Source organism: Rhodococcus sp. ARC_M6, from assembly GCF_022810305.1.
In the GTDB taxonomy this organism is placed as follows: domain Bacteria; phylum Actinomycetota; class Actinomycetes; order Mycobacteriales; family Mycobacteriaceae; genus Rhodococcus_F.
Genome location: NZ_JALGQH010000009.1, coordinates 93,174 through 114,419 on the forward strand (window position 1 = coordinate 93,174; position 21,246 = coordinate 114,419).

General features: G+C 61.5%; 21 protein-coding genes. 9 read left to right on the forward strand and 12 right to left on the reverse strand.

The features are described from left to right. Positions 1-93: 93 nt before the first annotated feature. From MTX36_RS12600 to MTX36_RS12635, 8 genes are all read right to left on the reverse strand, one after another. The gene (locus tag MTX36_RS12600; RefSeq protein ID WP_243620145.1) at positions 94-882 is read right to left on the reverse strand and encodes a TM2 domain-containing protein; all 789 of its coding nucleotides are present in this window, start codon (positions 880-882) and stop codon (positions 94-96) included. A 109-nt stretch (positions 883-991) separates the two neighbouring features. Then, complete coding sequence (locus MTX36_RS12605; RefSeq protein ID WP_243620074.1) at positions 992-1,540, reverse strand: hypothetical protein; 549 nt, start codon at positions 1,538-1,540, stop codon at positions 992-994. Further along, the gene (gene lgt / locus MTX36_RS12610) at positions 1,533-2,564 is read right to left on the reverse strand and encodes a prolipoprotein diacylglyceryl transferase (protein WP_243620075.1); all 1,032 of its coding nucleotides are present in this window, start codon (positions 2,562-2,564) and stop codon (positions 1,533-1,535) included. The genes MTX36_RS12605 and lgt overlap by 8 nt, the downstream gene beginning before the upstream one ends. Then, the gene (gene trpA / locus MTX36_RS12615) at positions 2,561-3,364 is read right to left on the reverse strand and encodes a tryptophan synthase subunit alpha (RefSeq protein WP_243620076.1); all 804 of its coding nucleotides are present in this window, start codon (positions 3,362-3,364) and stop codon (positions 2,561-2,563) included. The genes lgt and trpA overlap by 4 nt, the downstream gene beginning before the upstream one ends. Beyond that, on the reverse strand, positions 3,361-4,680 hold the full coding sequence (trpB, locus tag MTX36_RS12620; RefSeq protein ID WP_243620077.1) for a tryptophan synthase subunit beta: 1,320 nt from the start codon (positions 4,678-4,680) through the stop codon (positions 3,361-3,363). The genes trpA and trpB overlap by 4 nt, the downstream gene beginning before the upstream one ends. A 124-nt stretch (positions 4,681-4,804) precedes the next feature. Further along, a complete protein-coding gene (trpC, locus tag MTX36_RS12625) occupies positions 4,805-5,614 on the reverse strand; it encodes an indole-3-glycerol phosphate synthase TrpC (protein ID WP_243620078.1) in 810 nt (269 codons plus the stop codon). Positions 5,615-5,744: 130 nt separating this feature from the next. Further along, positions 5,745-6,443, reverse strand: coding sequence for a TIGR02234 family membrane protein (locus MTX36_RS12630; protein ID WP_243620079.1), 699 nt, complete (start codon positions 6,441-6,443; stop codon positions 5,745-5,747). After that, entirely contained in the window at positions 6,440-8,026 is a 1,587-nt protein-coding gene (locus MTX36_RS12635) for an anthranilate synthase component I (protein WP_243620080.1), read from the reverse strand. Before MTX36_RS12635 ends, MTX36_RS12630 begins: the two co-directional genes overlap by 4 nt. 57 nt (positions 8,027-8,083) lie before the next feature. Between MTX36_RS12635 and MTX36_RS12640 the strand changes: the two genes are divergently transcribed. Continuing rightward, positions 8,084-8,542 (forward strand): peroxiredoxin, encoded by a 459-nt coding sequence (locus MTX36_RS12640; protein ID WP_243620081.1) that lies wholly within the window; start codon positions 8,084-8,086, stop codon positions 8,540-8,542. Positions 8,543-8,547: 5 nt separating this feature from the next. Here MTX36_RS12640 and MTX36_RS12645 read toward each other — a convergent pair whose 3' ends face one another. Continuing rightward, a complete protein-coding gene (locus MTX36_RS12645; RefSeq protein WP_243620082.1) occupies positions 8,548-9,330 on the reverse strand; it encodes a dioxygenase in 783 nt (260 codons plus the stop codon). A gap of 161 nt (positions 9,331-9,491) precedes the next feature. Here MTX36_RS12645 and MTX36_RS12650 point away from each other — a divergent pair, with 161 nt between their 5' ends. Together MTX36_RS12650 and MTX36_RS12655 are read left to right on the forward strand one after the other, a co-directional pair. Next, positions 9,492-10,001, forward strand: a complete 510-nt coding sequence (locus MTX36_RS12650) for a MarR family winged helix-turn-helix transcriptional regulator (RefSeq protein ID WP_243620083.1) — start codon at positions 9,492-9,494, stop codon at positions 9,999-10,001. A 140-nt stretch (positions 10,002-10,141) separates the two neighbouring features. Continuing rightward, complete coding sequence (locus MTX36_RS12655) at positions 10,142-11,608, forward strand: FAD-dependent oxidoreductase (RefSeq protein ID WP_243620084.1); 1,467 nt, start codon at positions 10,142-10,144, stop codon at positions 11,606-11,608. On the opposite strand, the gene MTX36_RS12660 is transcribed toward MTX36_RS12655, so the two are convergent. After that, complete coding sequence (locus tag MTX36_RS12660) at positions 11,598-12,410, reverse strand: GNAT family N-acetyltransferase (RefSeq protein ID WP_243620085.1); 813 nt, start codon at positions 12,408-12,410, stop codon at positions 11,598-11,600. The two genes, MTX36_RS12655 and MTX36_RS12660, sit on opposite strands and share 11 nt — an antisense overlap. A gap of 180 nt (positions 12,411-12,590) precedes the next feature. Here MTX36_RS12660 and MTX36_RS12665 point away from each other — a divergent pair, with 180 nt between their 5' ends. The 6 genes from MTX36_RS12665 to MTX36_RS12690 all read left to right on the forward strand — a co-directional run bounded on the left by MTX36_RS12665 (position 12,591) and on the right by MTX36_RS12690 (position 19,087). Continuing rightward, positions 12,591-12,992: a helix-turn-helix transcriptional regulator gene (locus MTX36_RS12665; protein ID WP_243620146.1), complete on the forward strand. Its 402-nt coding sequence runs from the start codon at positions 12,591-12,593 to the stop codon at positions 12,990-12,992. Continuing rightward, entirely contained in the window at positions 12,989-14,077 is a 1,089-nt protein-coding gene (gene arsB, locus MTX36_RS12670; protein ID WP_243620086.1) for an ACR3 family arsenite efflux transporter, read from the forward strand. Before MTX36_RS12665 ends, arsB begins: the two co-directional genes overlap by 4 nt. After that, complete coding sequence (locus MTX36_RS12675) at positions 14,074-14,502, forward strand: arsenate reductase ArsC (protein WP_243620087.1); 429 nt, start codon at positions 14,074-14,076, stop codon at positions 14,500-14,502. Before arsB ends, MTX36_RS12675 begins: the two co-directional genes overlap by 4 nt. A 108-nt stretch (positions 14,503-14,610) precedes the next feature. Continuing rightward, positions 14,611-15,435, forward strand: coding sequence for a xanthine dehydrogenase family protein subunit M (locus MTX36_RS12680; RefSeq protein WP_243620088.1), 825 nt, complete (start codon positions 14,611-14,613; stop codon positions 15,433-15,435). Further along, complete coding sequence (locus tag MTX36_RS12685) at positions 15,432-18,125, forward strand: molybdopterin cofactor-binding domain-containing protein (protein WP_243620089.1); 2,694 nt, start codon at positions 15,432-15,434, stop codon at positions 18,123-18,125. Before MTX36_RS12680 ends, MTX36_RS12685 begins: the two co-directional genes overlap by 4 nt. Beyond that, positions 18,122-19,087 (forward strand): antibiotic biosynthesis monooxygenase, encoded by a 966-nt coding sequence (locus MTX36_RS12690; RefSeq protein ID WP_243620090.1) that lies wholly within the window; start codon positions 18,122-18,124, stop codon positions 19,085-19,087. The genes MTX36_RS12685 and MTX36_RS12690 overlap by 4 nt, the downstream gene beginning before the upstream one ends. A gap of 74 nt (positions 19,088-19,161) precedes the next feature. On the opposite strand, the gene MTX36_RS12695 is transcribed toward MTX36_RS12690, so the two are convergent. Together MTX36_RS12695 and MTX36_RS12700 are read right to left on the reverse strand one after the other, a co-directional pair. Next, positions 19,162-20,400 (reverse strand): HNH endonuclease signature motif containing protein, encoded by a 1,239-nt coding sequence (locus tag MTX36_RS12695; protein WP_243620091.1) that lies wholly within the window; start codon positions 20,398-20,400, stop codon positions 19,162-19,164. Positions 20,401-20,548: 148 nt separating this feature from the next. Beyond that, positions 20,549-21,193 carry a TetR/AcrR family transcriptional regulator gene (locus MTX36_RS12700; RefSeq protein WP_243620092.1) on the reverse strand — a complete coding sequence of 215 codons (645 nt, stop codon included), beginning with the start codon at positions 21,191-21,193 and terminating at the stop codon, positions 20,549-20,551. Between the last annotated feature and the right edge of the window lie 53 nt (positions 21,194-21,246).

Sequence of the window (21,246 nt, forward strand, 5' to 3'; positions counted from 1 at the left end):
TTTATCAGCAGAAATCCGGACAGAGCGATAAAAAAACCGTGGCACCTGAGCGTCGAAACACTCGAGTACCACGGCCCGGAGAGCGGTCTGGAATCAGCTGCGGAGCGGTCGCCCGTACTGGTCCTTCACGCTGCCGGTGAGCATCATGATGCCGTCGACCAAAGGCCAGATGGCGCCGATTCCACACGTCAACCACGTGACTGCAATTTGGGCGATAGCCATGCCCGGCTGGTTGAGATAGAACCTGCCCGCGCCGAACGCGCCCAACAGAATGCCGAGAAGTCCGGCCGTCACCTTCGACTTGTCTGAGAGCGGCTGTCCTGTCATCGGATCACGCCCGAACGGAGCCGACTGATCAACAAAACCGTAACCTTGCTGTGGCTGACCGTACGCTGGCTGAGGCTGACCGTAGCCCGGCTGAGGCTGACCGTAGCCCGGCTGAGGCTGACCATAAGCCTGATGCTGGGGCGGCTGCGGCGGCTGGGGGTAGGCCTGCTGCTGCGGCGGCGCATACGGGTTCGGTGTCTGATCGGCCGGGACTCCGTACACCGGTCCGTCGGCCGGCGAATAGCCCGGCGCAAAGGCTTCCGGACCAGGCTGCGACGCAGCGGGAAATGCCGTTGTCGGCTCCGCTGCGGCCGGAGGCGGATAGATAGGGTTGCTTCCCCAACCTGGACCATTGCCAGTCCCCGCATACGTGTCCCAGCCGGGGCCGGTACCCGAAGTCTCGGTCGACGGCGTCTTTTCCGTCGGCGTCGAGGTTTCGGTCAAAGAGGCATCCGCGGTTGCGTCGTAATCGAAAGGCGAACCGAACTGTGGGGGAATACCTGGCTGCGACCCTTCGGAGTCCCCGGATTCCGAAGGTTCCGGACTCTTGTTCAAGTTAGGCAACGTGAATTCCTTAGTGTTGACGATAATCCTGCACACAGTGAAAGTAGGTAATCTTTATACCTCGAATCCGGCGCGAACGACCCGATGGACGCAAGCGCTTCTAGCTCAGCGGTCGGCCGTACTTGTCGCGTGCGCTTCCCGAAAGAATCATGATCCCATCGACCACCGTCCAAATCCAGATGGCGACGACAAAGGGAATCCCGATCACCAAGGGAGACATCACCAGAGCGAAGAACATACCCAACAGCTGGAACAACCCGAGTCCGACCGAACCCATGTACAGGCGTCCGACACCACAAATACACACGAACGCGAGCAGCAACTGCAAGAGCCCCGCGGCAACCTTGGATTTGTCGGAGAACGCTTGGCCGGTAATCGGATGACGACCGTACGGAGCCTGCGGGTCACCGAACGCATACATCGGCGGACCAGCCGCGGGCTGAGCAGCGCCATACAGCTGCGGATACCCCGATGGTTGTGCACTCGGGTACTGCGGCGCACTCGGGTACTGCGATGCACTCGGATACTGCGATGCACTCGGATACTGCGCGGGCGCCGGATACTGCTGGCTGTCACCGAACGGGGGCACGTGGTACGGCTTCGAAACATCGTACGGATCCTGCGGTCCTGATGAAAATGGGTCAGTCACGACTTGTCCCCTTTTTCAGATCAATTGCGGCGGAACTCTCCTTCGAATCCTTCACGCCCTCGACCTCTTCGACAACACTTTCCTCAACAACAGTTTCTTCAACCGAGCTGGAATCGGTATCGGTGTCTGAAGAATCTGACGTCGAATCCGAGACATAGGTGTTCGACTTCAATTCAGATGGATCCTCACGACCCTTCTTGGCAAGAAGGAAGTACGCAACCGCCGCAACGAACACAATCACCGAGGTGTAGACGTTCACTCGAATACCGGCCAGCTGGTACGCCGGATCGTCACGCATGAGCTCGACGAACAGGCGTCCGACGCAGTATCCCGCGACGTAGAGAGCAAAGAGACGTCCGTGGCCGATCTTGAATCGTCGGTCAACGACAACCAGCAAGATGACGATCAGAATGTTCCAAAGCGCTTCGTACAGGAATGTGGGATGGACGATCTTCTCCACCACCCCGTTGGATACCCCGGCAAGGGCGTCCGTCTGACCGGAGGAGTTCACACGGTGGAAGATCTCCAGACCCCACGGCATTGTTGTCTCGCGGCCGTACAACTCCTGATTGAAGTAGTTGCCGAACCGCCCGATTGCCTGAGCCAGAAGTACACCCGGAGCGATAGCGTCGCCGAGTGCTGCAACCGGGATACCTCGCCGGCGGCAGCCGATCCAAGCGCCGACACCGCCGAGGAAGACTGCGCCCCAAATTCCGAGACCGCCGTTCCACACCTTGAGGGCGTCGATCGGGGTGCCGCCTTCGCCGAAGTACTGTGGCCAATCGGTCAGCACGTGGTACAGCCGGCCACCGATCAAACCGAACGGCACGGCCCAGACTGCGATGTCGAGGACGGTGCCCTTCTCACCGCCGCGCGCGACCCATCGCCGATCGCCCCAGACGATTGCGACGATAATCCCGGCGATGATGCAGAGGGCATAGGCACGCAGTGCTATCGGCCCGACGTACCACACGCCTTGCGACGGGCTGGGAATGTAGGCCAGCAGATCCACAGTTGAAGTCACGAGGCCACGTTAGCCGAGCGGACACCCTCGGCGAGTTCCTCGGTGAGGGACCGGACAGCGCCCAGCCCGTTCTCGACTGCGGAGACCAGCGCGGATCCGACGATGACAGCATCGGCGTATCCGGCGATCTCGGCTGCCTGTGCTCCGGAGCGAACACCCAACCCGACTCCGACGGGAATATCTGAATGCGCGCGGATCCGTGCGGTGAGTTCCGGCGCCATCGACGACACAGCGGTCCGGGCTCCGGTCACACCCATCGTGGATGCTGCGTAGATGAAGCCGCTGCTCGCCTCGAGAGTCATCGCCAGTCGCTCCTCGGTGGACGAGGGCGCAACGAGGAAGATGCGATCGAGGTGATGCTGCCGCGATGCTTCCATCCATTCACCGGCTTCGTCCGGAATGAGGTTGGGCGTGATCATTCCGAGCCCACCGGCCGACGCGAGGTCGCGCGAGAACTTGTCGACGCCGTACTGGAGCACCGGGTTCCAGTACGTCATGACAACGGCCTTGCCGCCAACGGACGTGATCTGCTCGACAACTTTGAAGATATCGCGCAGGCGGACGCCGTTGCTGAGTGCAGTTTCAGCGGCACGCTGGATGGTGGGTCCGTCCATGACCGGATCGGAGTACGCGACGCCGACCTCGATGATGTCGCAGCCACCGTCGACCATCGTCTTGAAGACGTCGATGGATTCGGAGACCGTCGGGTAGCCCGCTGGTAGGTACCCGACGAGTGCGGCCCGGTTTTCGGCCTTGCATGCAGCAAAAGTGGATGCAAGGCGTGATGGTCGTTCGCTCACTTGTCGGAGCCTTCCGTGTTGTTCTGATCAGCAGTCTTCGGTTCGGCATTGTCGAAGAGGCCGAACCAGCTGGCGGCGGTGTCCATGTCTTTGTCGCCGCGACCGGACAGGTTGACAAGGATGATGGCGCCCTCCCCAAGTTCCTTACCGAGACGCAGTGCACCTGCAACGGCGTGCGCCGATTCGATTGCGGGGATGATGCCTTCGCGCCGTGAGAGCAGCAGTAGTGCATCCATCGCTTCGGCATCGGTGACGGGTTCGTAGGTCGCCCGACCGATGTCATTGAGATACGCATGTTCGGGACCGACGCCCGGGTAGTCCAAACCAGCCGAGATGGAATGTGACTCGATGGTCTGACCGTCTTCGTCCTGCAGCAGGTACGAGTACGCGCCCTGGAATGCACCCGGCGTACCGCCAGCGAATGTTGCTGCATGCCTGCCGGTTTCGACGCCGTCACCGGCAGCCTCGTAGCCGACCAAGCGCACCGACAGATCATCGATGAAGGGATGGAAGATACCGATCGCGTTGGAGCCGCCGCCGACGCACGCCGTGACCGCGTCGGGCAGACGACCCGTCAAGGCCTTCACCTGGGCACGCGCTTCGAGTCCGATCACACGCTGGAAATCGCGAACGATCGTCGGGAACGGATGAGGTCCGGCAGCGGTGCCGAAGCAGTAGTAAGTGTTGTCCGCGTGAGAAACCCAGTCGCGAAGGGCTTCGTTGATCGCGTCCTTGAGCGTGCGCGAACCGGTTTCGACCGAGACGACCTCGGCGCCGAGTAGACGCATCCGGGCGACGTTCAATGCCTGACGTTCGGTATCGACGGCACCCATGTAGATGACACATTCGAGGCCGAGCAATGCGCAGGCTGTGGCGGACGCGACGCCGTGCTGGCCGGCCCCGGTCTCGGCGATGATGCGCGTCTTGCCCATCCGCTTGGCCAGGAGGACCTGGCCGAGGACGTTGTTGATCTTGTGAGAACCGGTGTGGTTCAGGTCTTCACGCTTGAGAATGATCCGTGCGCCGCCGGCGTACTCGCTCATGCGCGTGGCTTCGAAGATCGGCGACGGACGGCCGGTGTAATCGCGCTGCAGTCGATCAAGTTCGTTCAAGAACGAGTCGTCCGCGCGAGCCTTTTCGTATTCGGCGGTAACTTCTTCGATGACCGCCATGAGGGCTTCCGGCACGTGCCGTCCGCCGTAAACACCGAAATGGCCACCGACGTCCGGATCATGTGTGGTGCGCTCGGTAAGTCCGGCACTGGCGGGCGGCAAATTGTCACCCTTGAAGACTGGTCCCTGAGTACGTGAAGTCACTCCCCCAGTCTGCCCCAAGCGTGGCGGTGGTCACCGCCCGGGTCCGGGCTCATGTCACCGCCCGGGTGCGGGCAAATGTCACCGCCCGGGTGCGGACAAACGGCACCCGAGCAGTCTGGTCAGCTCAGCGAGATGGTTTGGGGCACGAAGGGTGCGCCCCGGCGTTGACGAGATCAGCAACAGCCTTGCGCGGATCTCCACTGGTCACGAGTCCTTCGCCAACCAGAACCGCATCGGCTCCAGCTCCGGCGTAGGCCAGCAGATCAGCGGTGCCGCGAACTCCGGACTCGGCGATCTTGATGGTTTCGGTGGGTAGCCCGGGAGCGATCCGACCGAAGGTGTTCATGTCGACTTCAAGGGTCTTGAGGTCGCGTGCGTTGACACCGATGACCTTGGCACCGGCTTCGAGGGCGCGGTTTGCCTCTTCTTCGGTGTGAACCTCGACCAGTGCCGTCATTCCCAAGGATTCGGTGCGATCGATCAGCGAGGCGAGTGCCTGCTGTTCCAGTGCCGCCACGATCAACAGAATGACGTCGGCGCCGTGCGCTCGTGCTTCGTGAATCTGGTACGGACCGACGATAAAGTCCTTGCGCAACACCGGAATCGTGACTGCCTTGCGGACTGCGTCAAGATCGGCGAGCGATCCGTGGAAGCGTCGTTCCTCGGTGAGAACGCTGATGATTCGAGCGCCGCCGGCTTGGTAGGCCGCAGCCAACTCTGCGGGATCAGCGATGTCGGCAAGAGCCCCCTTGGAGGGGCTCGCGCGCTTCACCTCGGCGATGACGCCGATGCTCGGTTCGAGAAGTGCCGCTACAGCATCGAGAGCCGGTGGCGCAGCGGCCGCGGCAGCCTTGACTGCAACGAAGTCGAGTACGGCTTCGCGGGCGGCGACATCTGCGCGCACCCCGTCGAGAATCGAGTCGAGTACGGTCATCGTGGCCCGAATCCTTTCTGGGCAAGAGTCTGATGTGAGTTACGTCATCAGGATGTGGTCAGCCTAGTTGGGCGATTTTTTGGTACTCCGTCCGGGTACCCACGCCGCGAAAATTCCGGCAAAACCGACGTCAGGATCGTGAATCCTTACCTGGATCTCGATCGTCGGCATCGAGAGTCGGATCCTCTCCGGCGTCGAGCGCATCCCACAGCATCCGTTGTGTCACAGGCTCGTCGGACGCGCCGCCACTTCCCTGCCCAAGCTTTGCCGCGGCCTCGCGTCGGGCAGCGGGGTTGTCGTATTTCGACGACAAGCCGGCGCCGGCCTTCGGCTTTCGCATGAGCAAAGCCGCGGCCGCGAACGCCGCAATCGCTCCGAACAGTGCCAGTACCGCCGGCAATATCGAAACGTCGGTGGAAACGTCTTCGAGATGACTCGACAGCTCGGCAAGATCTGCCGCGCGATCAGCCGAAGCCCCCGAGACCATCAACTGAACCGCCGGAACCGCAACCGCAACACCGACCAGCGCCACCATCAGGCCGACAATTCGAACGGCCCATCCACGCACCGCGAACGACGCGGCAATTGCCGCCAGCAGCGCCAGCGCCAGTGGCGTCATCGCCGCCGCCCAGGTACTGCCGTCGAGGTCGGTAGTCCGCTCGAGAGTCTTGCCGTCGTTGGAAACGACGCTCACCCAGGTCATCCGCGAACTGCCCCACAGCGCGGCGGCAGCCAACGCCAAGAGCAGCGTCGTCAACATTGCGGAACTACGTCCCGAACGAGACTTCGTCGAGTCGACTCCTGCCGCATTCGAAGCCTGTTCGCTCATTTGCCTTCACCTCCGATGGTGCGCAATGTGTGCGCCGACGCGATAGCGCTGAGCACTGCCATTGCCTTGTTGCGTGCCTCGGTGTCCTCGTAGACCGGATCGGAGTCGGCGACGATTCCCGCGCCGGCCTGCACGTATCCGATGCCGTCCTTGATCAGAGCGGTGCGGATGGCGATCGCTGTGTCGGCGTCGCCCGCGAAATCGAGGTATCCGACGATTCCGCCGTAGACACCGCGCCGCGTGGGTTCGAGTTCTTCGATCAACTGCATTGCCCGTACCTTCGGCGCACCCGAGAGCGTTCCCGCCGGGAAGCAGGCGGTGACTGCGTCGAGTGCGTTCTTACCGTCTGCGAGGTGCCCGGTCACCGTCGACACGAGATGCATGACGTGGCTGTAGCGCTCGATGTGCCGGTAGTCGTGCACCTTGACCGTGCCCGGCCGGCAGACCCGACCGAGGTCATTGCGTCCGAGGTCGACCAGCATCAAGTGTTCGGAGTTTTCCTTCTCGTCTGCGAGGAGGTCCTTCTCGAGCAGGATGTCGTCTTCTTCGGTGGCTCCGCGCCACCGGGTTCCGGCGATGGGGTGGGTAGTTGCCACTCCCTCCGCGACAGTGACCAGAGCTTCAGGGCTGGATCCGACAATCGAGAACGCTGTTTCGCCGTCGCCGTTCGGAACGTTGAGCAGGTACATGTACGGGCTGGGGTTCGAGGCGCGCAACATCCGGTACACATCGATAGGGGCTGCGGTGCAATCGATTTCGAATCGCTGCGAAAGCACGACCTGGAACGCTTCACCGGCTTCGATGTCGCCGATCAGCTTCTTCACGTCGACGCCGAAGCTCTCGGTGGTTCGCTGCCGGCGGTACTCGGGGGTGGCTTTCGCAAATGTGGACACCGTCGACTTGGCCGGTGCCGCCAGCGCCAGAGTCATCGCGTCGAGGCGCGCTACCGCGTCGTCATAAGCAGAGTCGACGCGTTCATCGGTACCGTCCCAGTTGACTGCGTTGGCGATCAGCGTGATCGCGCCTTCGTGATGATCGACAGCAGCGATGTCCGCGGCCAGCAGCATGACCATTTCGGGGATCTGCAGATCGTCGACGGCCGAGTTGCCCAACTTCTCGAGGCGGCGAACGGCGTCGTATCCGAGGAAACCGACCATGCCACCCGTCAGCGGCGGGAGATCGGGAAGACGCTCGGAGCGCAGAAGCTCGAGGGTGGCTCCGAGTGCGTCGATGGGATCGCCGCCCGACGGCGCACCAGCCGGAACATTGCCGTACCAGGCCGCTTCACCGTCGATCACGGTCAATGCGGCCGGAGAGCCGACGCCGATGAACGACCACCGAGACCACGATCGACCGTTCTCAGCCGACTCGAGCATGAAGGTTCCAGGACGATTGCCGGCCAACTTCTCGTACGCCGAGAGCGGAGTTTCGGAGTCCGCCAACACTTTGCGTGTAACCGGAACGACCCGATGCTCGGCAGCGAGAGCGCGGAACTGCTCACGCGTGGTGGTGGAATCCGACGCCGCACCGACAATCGCGGTGTCGGACGAGGGTGCGGACTTGGAGGTGGGCTCACCGTGCATACCTCCATCATCCCAGGCTCACCCACAGCCTCGTCGTGCGCGGGTAACCTCAACCGAATGAAACCAGGTCAGCTTGCTCCCGATTTCACTCTGCCGGATCAGGACGGAACGCCCCGTTCGCTGACCAGCTTGCTGGAGAACGGGCCGCTGGTCCTGTTCTTCTACCCCGCCGCATCCACACCCGTGTGCACCGCCGAGGCTTGCCATTTTCGGGATCTCGGCAAGGAATTCGCCGAGGTCGGCGCCACGCGCGCGGGCATCAGCACCGACACAGTGGAAGCGCAATCGACGTTTGCGACCGCGCAGTCCTTCGACTATCCACTACTCGCCGATACCGACGGCACCGTTGCGGAGCAGTTCGGCGTCAAACGCGGCTTGCTCGGAAAGTTGGCTCCGGTCAAACGATCCACGTTCGTGATCGATACCGATCGAACTGTCCTCAAGGTGATTTCGAGCGAGTTCCGAGCAAGCACCCACGGCGATCAGGCGGTCGAGTTCCTCCGAAATCGCAACTGACTCACTTACATAACCTGAATCGAGCGCTTCGCCAGTCCCATCCAGAACCCGTCGATTACCTGTTCGGGAACCTGCTCCGGGTCTGACGACGCCCCGAGGGTGACAAAGAGCGGTGCGAAGTGCTCGATGGTCGGGTGCGCGTAAGGCATTCCGGGCGCTTGCGCCCGGAAGTCGATCAGCGAGTCGACGTCGCCGGCGGCAAATCGCTCCCCCGCCCAGGCGTCGAATTCGGCGGACCAACCCGGAGCCTTCGCTTCGGGCGACGGGTCCCGCAGGAACGGTAGACCGTGCGTCGTGAAGCCGGATCCCACAATCAAGACGCCCTGTTCACGCAGCGGTCGCAACCGCTGCCCGAGGTGAAGCAGCCGCTCCGGGTCCAGCGTCGGCAGCGATATCTGCAATACCGGAATGTCTGCGTCCGGGTACATGACTGTGAGTGGCACGTAGGCACCGTGGTCGAGGCCGCGGTTCGGTTGTTGCACTACCTGCTCGTTGTCAGGCATCAACGCGGCTACCTGCGCAGCCAGATCCGGAGCGCCAGGAGAGCTGTACTCGGTTCGGTAGAACCGCTCGGGGAATCCACCGAAGTCGTAGATCAACGGAGTGCCAGTGGTTGTCGATCCGATGGTCAGGGGTGCAGATTCCCAATGCGCGGAGACAACCAGAATGGCCGTCGGCCGTGGCAGATCACCGGCCCACGCTCCGAGTTGCTTCACCCACAGCGCACTGTCTACCAGCGGCGGAGCGCCGTGACTGAGGTACAACGCCGGCATTGTGGTCGCGGACATAGTGGCTCCTGAGGTTCGATGAGCTCATTTAAGTTGAAGGTTCAACCTAATATAGATCTCAACGCTTGACCCCCGCAACTATTCCCTGGCTGAACCGTCCCTTTGCACGTCTGCAACTCTGTACCTGCACCATGCATGCGGTACCAGGAGGAGATCCACCGATGAGTGAACAGCACGCGCAAGCCGAGCCACAGGCCCCGACTACCTGGCTCACCGCCGAGCAGCAGGAAGCGTGGCTCTCCCTCATCTCGCTCGTCACCCGACTACCGGCGGCGCTCGACACCCAACTCCAACGAGATTCTGCGCTAACACATTTCGAATACTTCGTGCTCTCAGCACTCTCGGCTGCACCCGACCGGAAGCTACAGCTATCCGCACTTGCGCAGCGGGCCAACGCATCACTGTCACGGCTCTCACACGTCGTCACCAAGTTGGAGAAAGTCGGCTGGGTCAGGCGTGAGGTAATCCGTGGCAGTCGAGGATCCAACGCGGTTCTGACCGACGAAGGAATGGTCAAAGTCGTCGAAGCCGCACCGGGACACGTCAACCTGGTCCAAGCACTCATCTTCGAAGGCCTCGACGACAACCAGGTCGCGCAACTCTCGGAGTTGAGCAGTGCAATGCTCACCCAACTCGACAAGGGCATCGAAGCGGGCCTCGGGAAGGCCTGAGCTGGTTCTGACTGGATGTGCCGCTGCGCGCATGGTTGCGTGCGCCAACGAGCAATATTTCGCCGAAAACGGATACCGGCCTGACCCCGCGCCGAGATACTTCGACCACCGAACTATCTCCGAGCGAAGGACCGACATCCATGACTGAGGCCAACTCCATCCGTCCGATATCCGCGCAGTCCATCGAGACGTGGCATTACGAGGCCGACGTCGTTATTGCGGGCTACGGCATCGCCGGTGTCTCCGCCGCCATCGAATCGGCACGCGCCGGCGCCGACGTGCTGGTGCTCGAACGCACCAGCGGATGGGGCGGCGCGGCCGCACTGGCCGGTGGGTTCATCTATCTCGGCGGCGGAACACCACTGCAGAAGGCCCTCGGCTTCGAGGACACCCCGGAGAACATGAAGACGTTCATGATGGCTGCCCTCGGCCCCGGCGCCGACGAGGACAAGATCACCGACTACTGCGACGGCAGCGTCGAGCATTACAACTGGCTGGTCGACAACGGCGTTCCGTTCAAGGAAACCTTCTACGGCCAGCCTGGCTGGGAAACGCCTTTCGACGACGGACTCATGTACTCCGGCGGCGAGAACTCCGCACCGTTCAACACCATCGCCACGCCGGCTCCCCGCGGACATGTTCCGCAGATGAGCGGCAAGCGCACCGGCGAAAAGGGCGGTGGCTACATGCTGATGAAGCCGCTGGTCGAAACTGCAGAGAAGCTGGGAGTGCGCGCCGCGCTTGACATGCGCGTTCAGCGCCTGGTCGTCGACGGTGATCGAGTGGTGGGGATCATCGCGAAGCAGTACGGCAAGGAAGTGGCTGTACGTGCCCGGACCGGTGTTGTGCTGGCGACCGGCAGCTTCGCGTACAACGAGTCGATGATCGCGTCGTACGCTCCGCGATTGATCGGCCGGCCCGGCGCCGCTATCGAAGAGCATGACGGTACCGCGATAAGGATGGCCCAAGCTCTAGGCGCGGACCTGGCACATATGGATGCCACTGAAGTTGCGTTCTTCGGCGATCCGCAGCTGATGGTGCGAGGCATCCTCGTCAACGCTCGCGGTCAGCGGTACGTCAACGAAGACACGTACCCCGGACGCATCGGACAGGAAACGTTGCTGCGCAACGATAATCAGGCCTACCTGATCATCGACGAAGCTGCGTACGACGAAGGCGCCGCTGCAGACAGTTCCACACCGTTCTTCCGGTTCCGGCCCAAGTGGGTCGCTGAAACCGTCGAAGAACTCGAATCCGAGATGGGTTTGCCCGAAGGCACCTTGCAGTCCACCGTCGAGGTATACAACCGCCATGCCGAGCGCGGCGAGGATCCTGTGCTGGGCAAGAAGTCCGAGTGGGTGAAACCCATCGGCTCCCCGATCGCCGCTCTGGACCTACGAAACTTCACTGCCGGATTCACCCTCGGCGGTTTACGAACGTCCGTCAATTCCGAGGTTCTGCACGTCTCCGGTGAACCGATTCCCGGCTTGTTTGCCGCGGGCCGCTGCACGGCCGGTGTTTGCGCCGGAGGCTATGCGTCCGGAACATCTCTCGGTGACGGCAGTTTCTACGGCCGCCGCGCCGGGATCAGTGCTGCTAAAGGCTAGCGGCCTCACTTCGACGCTCCAAAAACACCGTGTCGCGCCACTGTCCCTCCAGTTGCGCGATTCGGGAGCGTGTCCCGACAATCCGGAATCCAACGGCCTGATGTAAAGCCACACTCGCCCGGTTCTCGGGAAAGATCGACGATTGCACAGTCCAGATCTCGCTGGCGTCGGCGGCCTGAACTTGCTGGCGCAGAAGCAATTTGCCCACCCCCCGACCGCGTGCCGCGCTACCGACGTAGATGGAGTTCTCGGCAACACCGCGGTAGCAATCACGTGATGACGTCGGGCTGAGCGTTGCCCATCCCACCACCAGTCCGTCGATTTCCGCTACCCATCGATGATCAGGCAACCACTGTGCATCCAGCTTCTCCATTGACGGTACCGATGTAGTGAATGTTGCTGTCCCGGTATCGATTCCCTCGCGGTAAATCGCTCGCACAGCATCCCAGTCGCCGTCGTTCATCCGTCGGAGCACCACGTCCTCGGGCAGTGATCCCAATGTGTCGCGAACTTGACCTCGCGCAGCGACCACCGTCGCAGCTTCCACAAGGTCGGAATACGCGGATTCGACAACATTGACCACGGATTTTTTGTCCTGAACCGTGATGTCGACAAAACCGACATCCACCAATGCTTCGAGATGCACGCCCAGAGTCGACGGCTCGATTGCAGCGTCCCGAGCGATCACATCGACCGCGACAGGGCCGGCAGTCACGAGTCGTAGCACTCGAAGGCGCGTCGGGTCACCCAGACACGCAAACCTGCGCGCCAGAAGGTCGGTGTCGAGTGTTTCGGAACTCATACGGCGACTATAACGGCCCTGACCTGCATGTTGGTCGGCCAGGTTTACAGATTGGGAGCGAAAGTGAGCAAGAACTCAGCTGCCCGGGCTCGATTGTCGGGGTTCGCGGCCGACGAGGCTTTTCGCACTACGGGCGCTGGAACTTTTGCGCACTGCTTCGACATCTGTCAATATCGAAGTATGTCGAATCAAGAGTTGCCCGATGACGGCGCCTGTTGCTCCCCACTCGTTCGTGAACCACTGACCGAAGACTGGGCCGGCGACCTGGCCAAGATGTTCAAGGCACTCGGCGATCCCGTGCGCCTGCGCCTGCTCAGTCTGGTCGCCAGCCATGCCGGCGGCGAAGCCTGCGTCTGCGACATCTCCGACACTTTCGACCTCTCCCAGCCGACAATCTCTCATCATCTCAAAGTGCTGCGCCAAGCCGGCCTCCTCGACTGCGAACGACGCGGGACCTGGGTGTATTACTGGGTGATTCCTGCTGCATTGCAACAGCTATCTGCGGTACTGCTGGTCGAGGGATCCACCACGACCACCACCGACGCATGCTCCGCGGTCGCAGGCATCGAGGTCAGCGCATGAGTAGTGCCTCTGCCACCAAAACCCCCGCCGTCGTCGGCAAACTTTCCACCGTCGACCGATATCTGGCGGTATGGATCGGCGTTGCCATGATTGTCGGCCTGATTCTGGGACGGTGGATCCCCGGACTCAACGCCGCTCTCGAAAAAGTCCAGATCGACGGCATCTCCCTTCCCATCGCACTCGGACTCCTGATCATGATGTATCCGGTACTCGCGAAAGTGCGATACGACCGCCTCGACACAGTCACCGGAGACAAGAAACTCCTGGCCGGATCACTGGTTCTCAACTGGGTTGTCGGTCCGGCACTGATGTTCGCGCTGGCCTGGCTGTTTCTGCCCGACCTACCCGAGTATCGAACGGGCCTGATCATCGTCGGCCTTGCCCGCTGCATTGCAATGGTCATCATCTGGAACGATCTGGCCTGCGGAGACCGCGAAGCCGCTGCCGTTCTGGTCGCCATCAACTCGGTATTCCAGGTCTTCATGTTCGCTGTTCTGGGATGGTTCTACCTCTCGGTTCTGCCCGGGTGGCTCGGCCTCGAGCAGACCACCATCGACGCGTCTCCGTGGCAGATCGCAAAATCCGTTCTCATCTTCCTCGGCATCCCGTTGCTGGCAGGATTCCTGTCTCGATTCTTCGGCGAACGCGCCAAAGGCCGTGACTGGTATGACAATACGTTCATTCCGAAGATCAGCCCCTGGGCGCTGTACGGCTTGTTGTTCACCATCGTCGCACTCTTCTCGATGCAGGGTGAGCAGATCACCTCCCAACCGTGGGACGTCGTGCGCATTGCGCTCCCGTTGCTCGCGTACTTCGCACTGATGTGGGGAGGCGGTTATATCCTCGGCGCCGCAATCGGATTGGGTTACGAGCGCACCACGACCCTCGCGTTCACCGCTGCCGGTAACAACTTCGAACTCGCTATCGCAGTCGCCATCGCCACCTACGGCGCAACTTCCGGCCAGGCGCTCGCCGGAGTGGTCGGTCCACTCATAGAAGTTCCAGTTCTGGTTGGCCTGGTGTATGTCTCCCTCGCGCTTCGTAAACGCTTCTCCCCCAACATCCGAGAGGTTTCCTCCCGATGACCGACAAGCCCAGCGTCCTGTTCGTGTGCGTCCACAACGCCGGCCGATCGCAGATGGCGGCAGGTTTCCTCGACCATTTCGCGGGGGATTTCATCGAGATCCGCTCAGCTGGATCCGCACCAGCAGAGACCGTCAATTCCGCCGCTGTCGAGGTGATGGCCGAAGTCGGCATCGACATCTCCAGCCATCGCCCGAAGATCCTCACAACAGATGCCGTCCAAGCCTCCGACATCGTCATCACGATGGGCTGCGGCGACACCTGCCCGATCTTCCCCGGCAAGAGTTACCGCGACTGGGTCCTCGACGATCCTGCCGGTCAAGGCATCGACGCGGTACGCCCAATCCGAGACGAGATCAAGCGTCGCGTGCAGGCACTGATCGCCGAACTCACGTCGCCCGTACCTCCAGAAACAAAACGGCAATAGCGCTTTCGATTCGGCAATATTCCGATTTGTCCAAAATGCTGGATTTGCGCACCATGTAATCAGTAATGTCGAAGATCCGCGCGGCAATCCCCCGAGGGGAGCAGGCTCATGGATCTGAACACCATTACCGGCGTCGTGCGGCGGCCACCCGATCTGCCCGGAGTCATCTGGCGTCCCGGTGATGCGTGGCTCGCGGGTGGAACGTGGCTGTTCTCGGCGGAACAACCCGATCTGGATCGTCTCGTGGATCTCACGTCGCTCGGCTGGGCATCACTCGACCCGAGCGACGCGGGTCTCACCATCGGCGCGACCTGCACGATACGGGACCTGTATGCGTATGTCCCGCCACCGCATTGGGGTTCGGCACCTCTCTTTGCATTCGCGTGCGAATCATTTCTGTCGTCGTTCAAGATCTGGAACTCTGCGACGGTCGGCGGCAATATCTGTCTGTCCCTGCCCGCCGGCCCGATGATCACGCTGACAGTCGCCCTCGAAGCGACCTACACACTGTGGGCCACAGACGGATCCGAGCGGACCGTCGATGCCATAGATTTCGTGACCGGCGACCACCAGAACATTCTCAATCCCGGCGAGATACTCCGTAGCATCGACATCCCGGCGCAGACACTCACCAAACGTCACACCCATCGCAGATTCAGCCTCACTCACCTCGGCCGGTCGACGATCTTCATGATCGCCACCCAGACACGCGGCACCACGGAACTACTACTGACCATCACGGCCGGGACAACCCGTCCCGTACGGTTGGCATTCGAGACCATGCCCGACGCCGCAACACTACGATCGCGCATCGACGGAATTTCTGACGACGTCTGGTTCGACGACCCCAACGGCACCCCCGACCACCGCCGTCACCTCGCGCGGCATTTTGCCGAGGAGATACGCGTCGAACTGAGCGAGGATCGGCCATGACGTACTCGGTGAACGGCAACAGCTTCGAGACAGAGCCCGGTCCCGGACAGTGTTTGAGAACATTTCTCCGAGAGCTCGGACATCACGGCGTCAAGAAGGGTTGCGACGGCGGCGATTGCGGCGCGTGCACCGTCTGGCTCGCCGGCAACCCGGTCCATAGTTGCATCACGCCGGCTTTTCGGGCCGAAGGCCGCGAGGTCACCACTATCGAAGGCCTGGGGACGCCCGAAAATCTGCATCCGATGCAACAGCAGTTCCGCGATGCTCCGGGATTTCAGTGCGGGTTCTGCACTGCCGGCATGATCATGACGTCGGCCGCGTTAACGGACTCCCAGAAAGATGACCTACCACGCGCACTCAAGGGAAACCTGTGCCGCTGCACGGGATATCGAGCCGTCGAGGACGCTGTCAACGGTGTCAGCGGAATCGAAGTTGCGCTTCCCGGCGAAGCCGTGGGTACCAGCGTCAGCGCACCGGCTGCCACCGACGTGGTGACCGGACGCGCCGAATACACGATGGACACCACCATCGACGGAATGTTGCATCTGAAGGTGCTCCACTCGCCGCACGCGCACGCACGCATCGTCTCCATCGATACCGCGGAAGCCCTCACCGTGCCCGGAGTGCATCGCGTCTATACGTGGAAAGACGTGCCGCGCAAACGTTTTACCACTGCAATCCACACCGACCACCTGGTTGACCCTGACGACACGTACATTCTCGACAACGTCGTGCGCTTTGTCGGGCAACGCGTAGTGGCAGTCCTCGCCGACACCGTCGCTGCCGCAGAGGAAGCGCGTCGAAAAGTGGTTGTCGAGTACCAGATTCTCCCCGCAGTCTTCGACCCCGAAGACGCGATGGCCGACGGCGCTCCCGCTTTGCACGGTTCGGACGACCCTTTCGTCCGCGATCCCGAGCACAACATCCTGCTCGAGATCCACGGTCACGTCGGCGACGTGGAGGCCGGGTTCGCGGACGCCGACATCATTCACGAGGGCACGTACTTCTCGCCGCGAGTTCAGCATGCCCACTTGGAGACTCACGGTTCGATCGCGTGGATGGAGGACGGTCGACTCCACGTCCGAACCAGTTCGCAGTCCCCCTCGATCGCGAAGGTCAAACTCGCGCACCTCTTCGACCTGCGGCCCGATCAGCTACGAGTGTTCTGCAAGCGAGTGGGAGGCGGATTCGGTGGTAAACAGGAGGTGATCAGCGAGGATCTCGTGGCGCTCGCAACCCTGGACACCGGCCGACCCGTCTGTTTCGAGTTCACGCGAGAAGAAGAATTCACGACAGCGTCGCCGCGTCACCCCATGAAACTGACAATCAAGCTGGGCGCCAAGAAGGACGGGACGCTCACCGCATTTCAGTACCGCAACATCTCCAATACCGGCGCCTACGGAAACCACGGCGGCGAAACATTGTTCGCCGGCGGTGCCGCAGTTTCGCTGTATCGCTGCGCCAACAAGAAGTTCGACGCGTATTCGATCTACACAAACAGTGTTCCGAGCGGCGCCCTGCGCGGATACGGCATGACGCAGCCTGCCTTTGCCGTCGAATCCGCGATGACTGAACTGGCGATCGCGTTGGGTCTTGACCCCCTCGAAGTGCGTCGACGCAACATCGTCCGCCCGGGCGATTCATTGGTCGCACTCGAAGACGGCCCGGACGACGTCATTTTCACCGAAGACGGCCTCGGGCAGTGCATCGATCTGGTTGACGCTGCCTTGAGCAGCAACCCAGTCCCGACGCTCGGAGACGACTGGCTCATCGGCACGGGCACCGCAAGCTCGCTGCACGAAACGGCACCTCCCACCGAACACATCTCGGAGGCCTGGCTCACTCTCGGCGATGACTGTGTGTACGAACTTGCCATCGGCACAGTCGAATTCGGAGAGGGCACGTCCACCGCACATGTCCAGATCGCAGCGAACCAGCTCGGAACCACGCCGTCGCGTGTGCGGATCATTCAATCCGATACTGATCGAACCGGTTTCGACACAGGCGCTTTCGCCAGCGCCGGACTGTTTGTCGCCGGCAACGCCGTACTTCGAGCGTCGAACGCGCTGCGAGACCGTTTGCTTGCGTTCGCTGCATCCCGCACCGGCGTCGCCCTTGATCAATGCTCGATGGACGATGACAAAATCCTGTGTGGAGATGTCCGCATTACCCTCGCGGAACTGGTCGACGCCGGTCGACGACGGGGAATCAGGTTCACCGAAGCCCGCAAAGCATACGGATCGCCTCGCAGCGTGGTGTCCAATACTCACGGCTTCCGAATCGCGGTTCACCGAATCACCGGGGAGATCAGGATTCTGTACAGCGTTCAGGCCACCGACGCGGGTGTGATCATCAATCCGGCGCAGGTGCGGGGGCAGATCGAAGGCGGCGTTGCCCAAGGTATCGGCTTCGCACTCACCGAGAACTTCCACGTGGACGCCAACGGAACGATGATGAACCCGAATCTGCGCAACTACCGCATCCCCACGTACGCAGATATTCCTCGTACTGAGGTCCTACTCGTCGATTCAGCTGATTCCGTCGGGCCCCTTCGATCCAAAGGCATGGCGGAGTGTTGCATCAATCCGGTAGCACCAGCGCTGGCAAATGCACTTGCGAACGCAACGGGAACCCGCTTCCGCTCCCTGCCCCTCACTCCGGAGCGGATCTATACCGGACTGAACCGATGACTACGTCGGCAAACCACGTTGCGACGGTCATCATCGGTCAGCGGGTGCGTGCGGGGTCGGAGGAACCGTTCGAGATCTGGCAGAAAGACCTCAACCGCGCCGCCGCCGACTACACCGGGTTTCTCGGGGCAGAAGTCTCGGCTCCGACACCCGCCCAACCGGATTGGGTGGTCGTGTACCGCTTCGATTCCATCGCCCATGTTCAGGCGTGGATCAACAGTGCAACCAGGCAGGATTACCTCGATCAAGGCCGAAAGTTCTTCGACGGGCCCGCCACACAGCAAGTAGTGAGCGGCGGGATCAAGGCTCCAGACCCTTTGCTGACAGTCGTCGTAACCCATCGAGTCAGTGACAACAACATCGACGAGTTCCTCGCCTGGCAAGACCGACTGCGTGAGACCGAGAGCGCGTTCGAAGGCTTTCGTGGGACCGAACTGTTCCGTCCCGTCGAGGGAGTCCAGGACGAATGGACCACCCTCTACCGCTTCGACACCGCCGCACATCTAGACACCTGGCTGACGTCACCGCAGCGCCAGGAGCTCCTGGCCGAGGGCCGCAAGTTCCATGATTTCGAACTACGGACCGTGGACAATTCCTTCGGTAGTTGGTTTGCCTTCGACGAGAACGGCAACGAGGCACCGCCACCGTCGGACACAAAAACCGCGGTAGCAGTGTGGGTCGGTCTGTACCCCACCGTCGTGCTGTTGACCTTGGCACTGTCACCACTGAAGATGCCGCTGTGGCTCGGATTGTTGATCGGCAATCTGCTCTCGAGTTTCATCATGAGCTTCTTCACGATGCCGTACTACGTTAATCGGTTGTTGCACAAGTGGTTACGGCCGCCAGCGGGAATTCCTGCTGCCAAGACCAACGCGCAAGGATTGGCGATTGTCGCGGCTGTAACAGTGTTCTGGGTTGTTGTTTTCTATGTAGCAACGACCCAAATCTGGTCACTTCCCTGACCCAGCTACCGAACACGCAGCATCACCACCGGGGGCATGTTTCTTCCCGGTGGTGATGCTGCGTGTTCCGTTGTTCAAGCTGCTGTCGGTGGACTGTTCCCCGGTATCGGATCTCGATACGGATCGACCGACATTGGTGGATAGAACCGGGTTTTCCGATCGTCCCCGATCTCGACTCTCCACTCGGTATGGTGCAGCAACCGATGATGGTGGCCGCACAAAAGTATGAGATTATCGAAATCCGTTGGACCACTGTCCATCCAGTGAACTATATGGTGGGCGTCGCACCATCCGGGCGGGGTGCCGCAGCCAGGAAAAGCGCATCCGCCATCTCTCACCGTCAGGGCTCGCCGCTGCGGGACTGTCGCGGTTCGCTCATCGAGCCCGTGATTGAGCGGAACCCCGTTCTGGTCGAGCAGGATTCGGGTGACCGTGCAATCGCACGCCAGCATGCGGGCGCTGTCGAGGCTGATGGGGCCGGCCCAGTTGGTGATCGCATACCCGAGTTCCTCGGTGGACGGCAACAGGTCTTTCAATGCCTGCAGATCCGTGAGGTCTTTTGCGGTAGCCGTAATCGTCAGGTGCGGTTTGACGCCACCTTCGACGGGTCCGAGGCCGGCCATCTCAAAGCGTCGCAACATCTCGCAGAAACCGTCGGCACGTCGAAGGGCCGGGGTGCGAGCATCTTTCACGCCGTCAATTTCGGGCGTCGGATTCGAAAGCCCGGACAGTAGCGCGATCAACCGGGCGCCGTTCACGGCATCGAGATCACCTTTGACGCTGACCCGTCCGTACAAACCTTTGGAGGCGTAGAACTCGTTGCGCTCGGAATCTTCCCCGACGGGGACTCCGTCGTCGCGGTTGCCGTACTTCTTTTCGATACGCCGGATGGCCGCGCGGACAGCGTCGCAGTCGGAAACCTTCTTCGAGGCCAGGTCCAGCAGGATGTCGCGGGCCTTTTCGATGTCCGCGGTATGCATGCTCTTGGGTGGGTGCTGGCAGAACTGGGCTACCTGCCGGGCTTTGAGAGCGTCGATGTCACCATCGTGAAAGGACTGTGCGACTACAGGTTCGAGCATGAACAACCGCGCAAGCGAGACCAGTTGGCTGCACTCACCGATCTCGAGGTTGGTGGATCGGTGCAACCACTGGGCGATAGCCCGGAAACCGGTGTCAGGAAGAGCGTCACGGGCGAACATCTCGACAACGAGGTGCACCATGCGTGATTGCAGGCCGTGGCGGGCGTGAACGAGGTCGAGAACCTCTATTTTGAGTCCCTCGCTGTCCAGTTGCCACGCTTCCCGATTCCCCATTCGTTAATTCTAATCGAACAGGGTTTCGATTTCTAGGGACATTTCGGACAGGTTTCGATAGATTTCACTCGAGACTTGTTCATATACAAGGTTTTTCGACAAATCGCCAATGGATTCATTTTCCGTGCCTAGACCAACTGGAGAACCCCTACTGGGCATCGAGTTGCGGATTGGTGCCGGCGATACCGTTGATCAGGCGGTCGCACACCGCATACATCTGCTCCAGAGCACCTTCGGCGTCAGCCGCTCGAGACACGAAAAGAGCCGCCTCGTCGAGGGCTCCCAACAAGACGTGGGCCGTCGGCCGCAGCGGTTGCTCCGGAATCACCCCGTCGGCCATTGCTGCCGCGAGCATCGCCTCGATGACACCGAGTCCGTACTTCATACCTACCTCGCGCCACCGGTCCCAGCCGAGGACTGCGGGCGCGTCGATCAACACGATTCGCTGCACGTCGGGCGCCGAGCACTCACCGAGGAACAACCGGGCACCGACGCGCATGGCCGCCAGCTGATCGGTGGGCGCGGCGGCGGCGATTCGTACACTGACGGCGGTGACGAGGTCACGCTCCACCTCTTCGTAGACCGCGGCAAACAAGCCCGACTTGTCGCCGAACTGGTGATAGAGCGCGCCCCGAGTTACGCCTGCGGCATCGACAATGGCCTGGGTTGAGACCGCCGCATACCCGTCGGCGGCGAACAGTTGCCTGCCTGCCCCGAGAAGACGCGCGCGTGTCGCTGCGGTCCGCTCCGCCTGGGTTCGGCGGACGGGCGTCGGATCACCGTTGACTCTCATACAGACTGCACGTAACTTTCATACTGAGTGTTCGTAACTGTCATGAGGAGGGT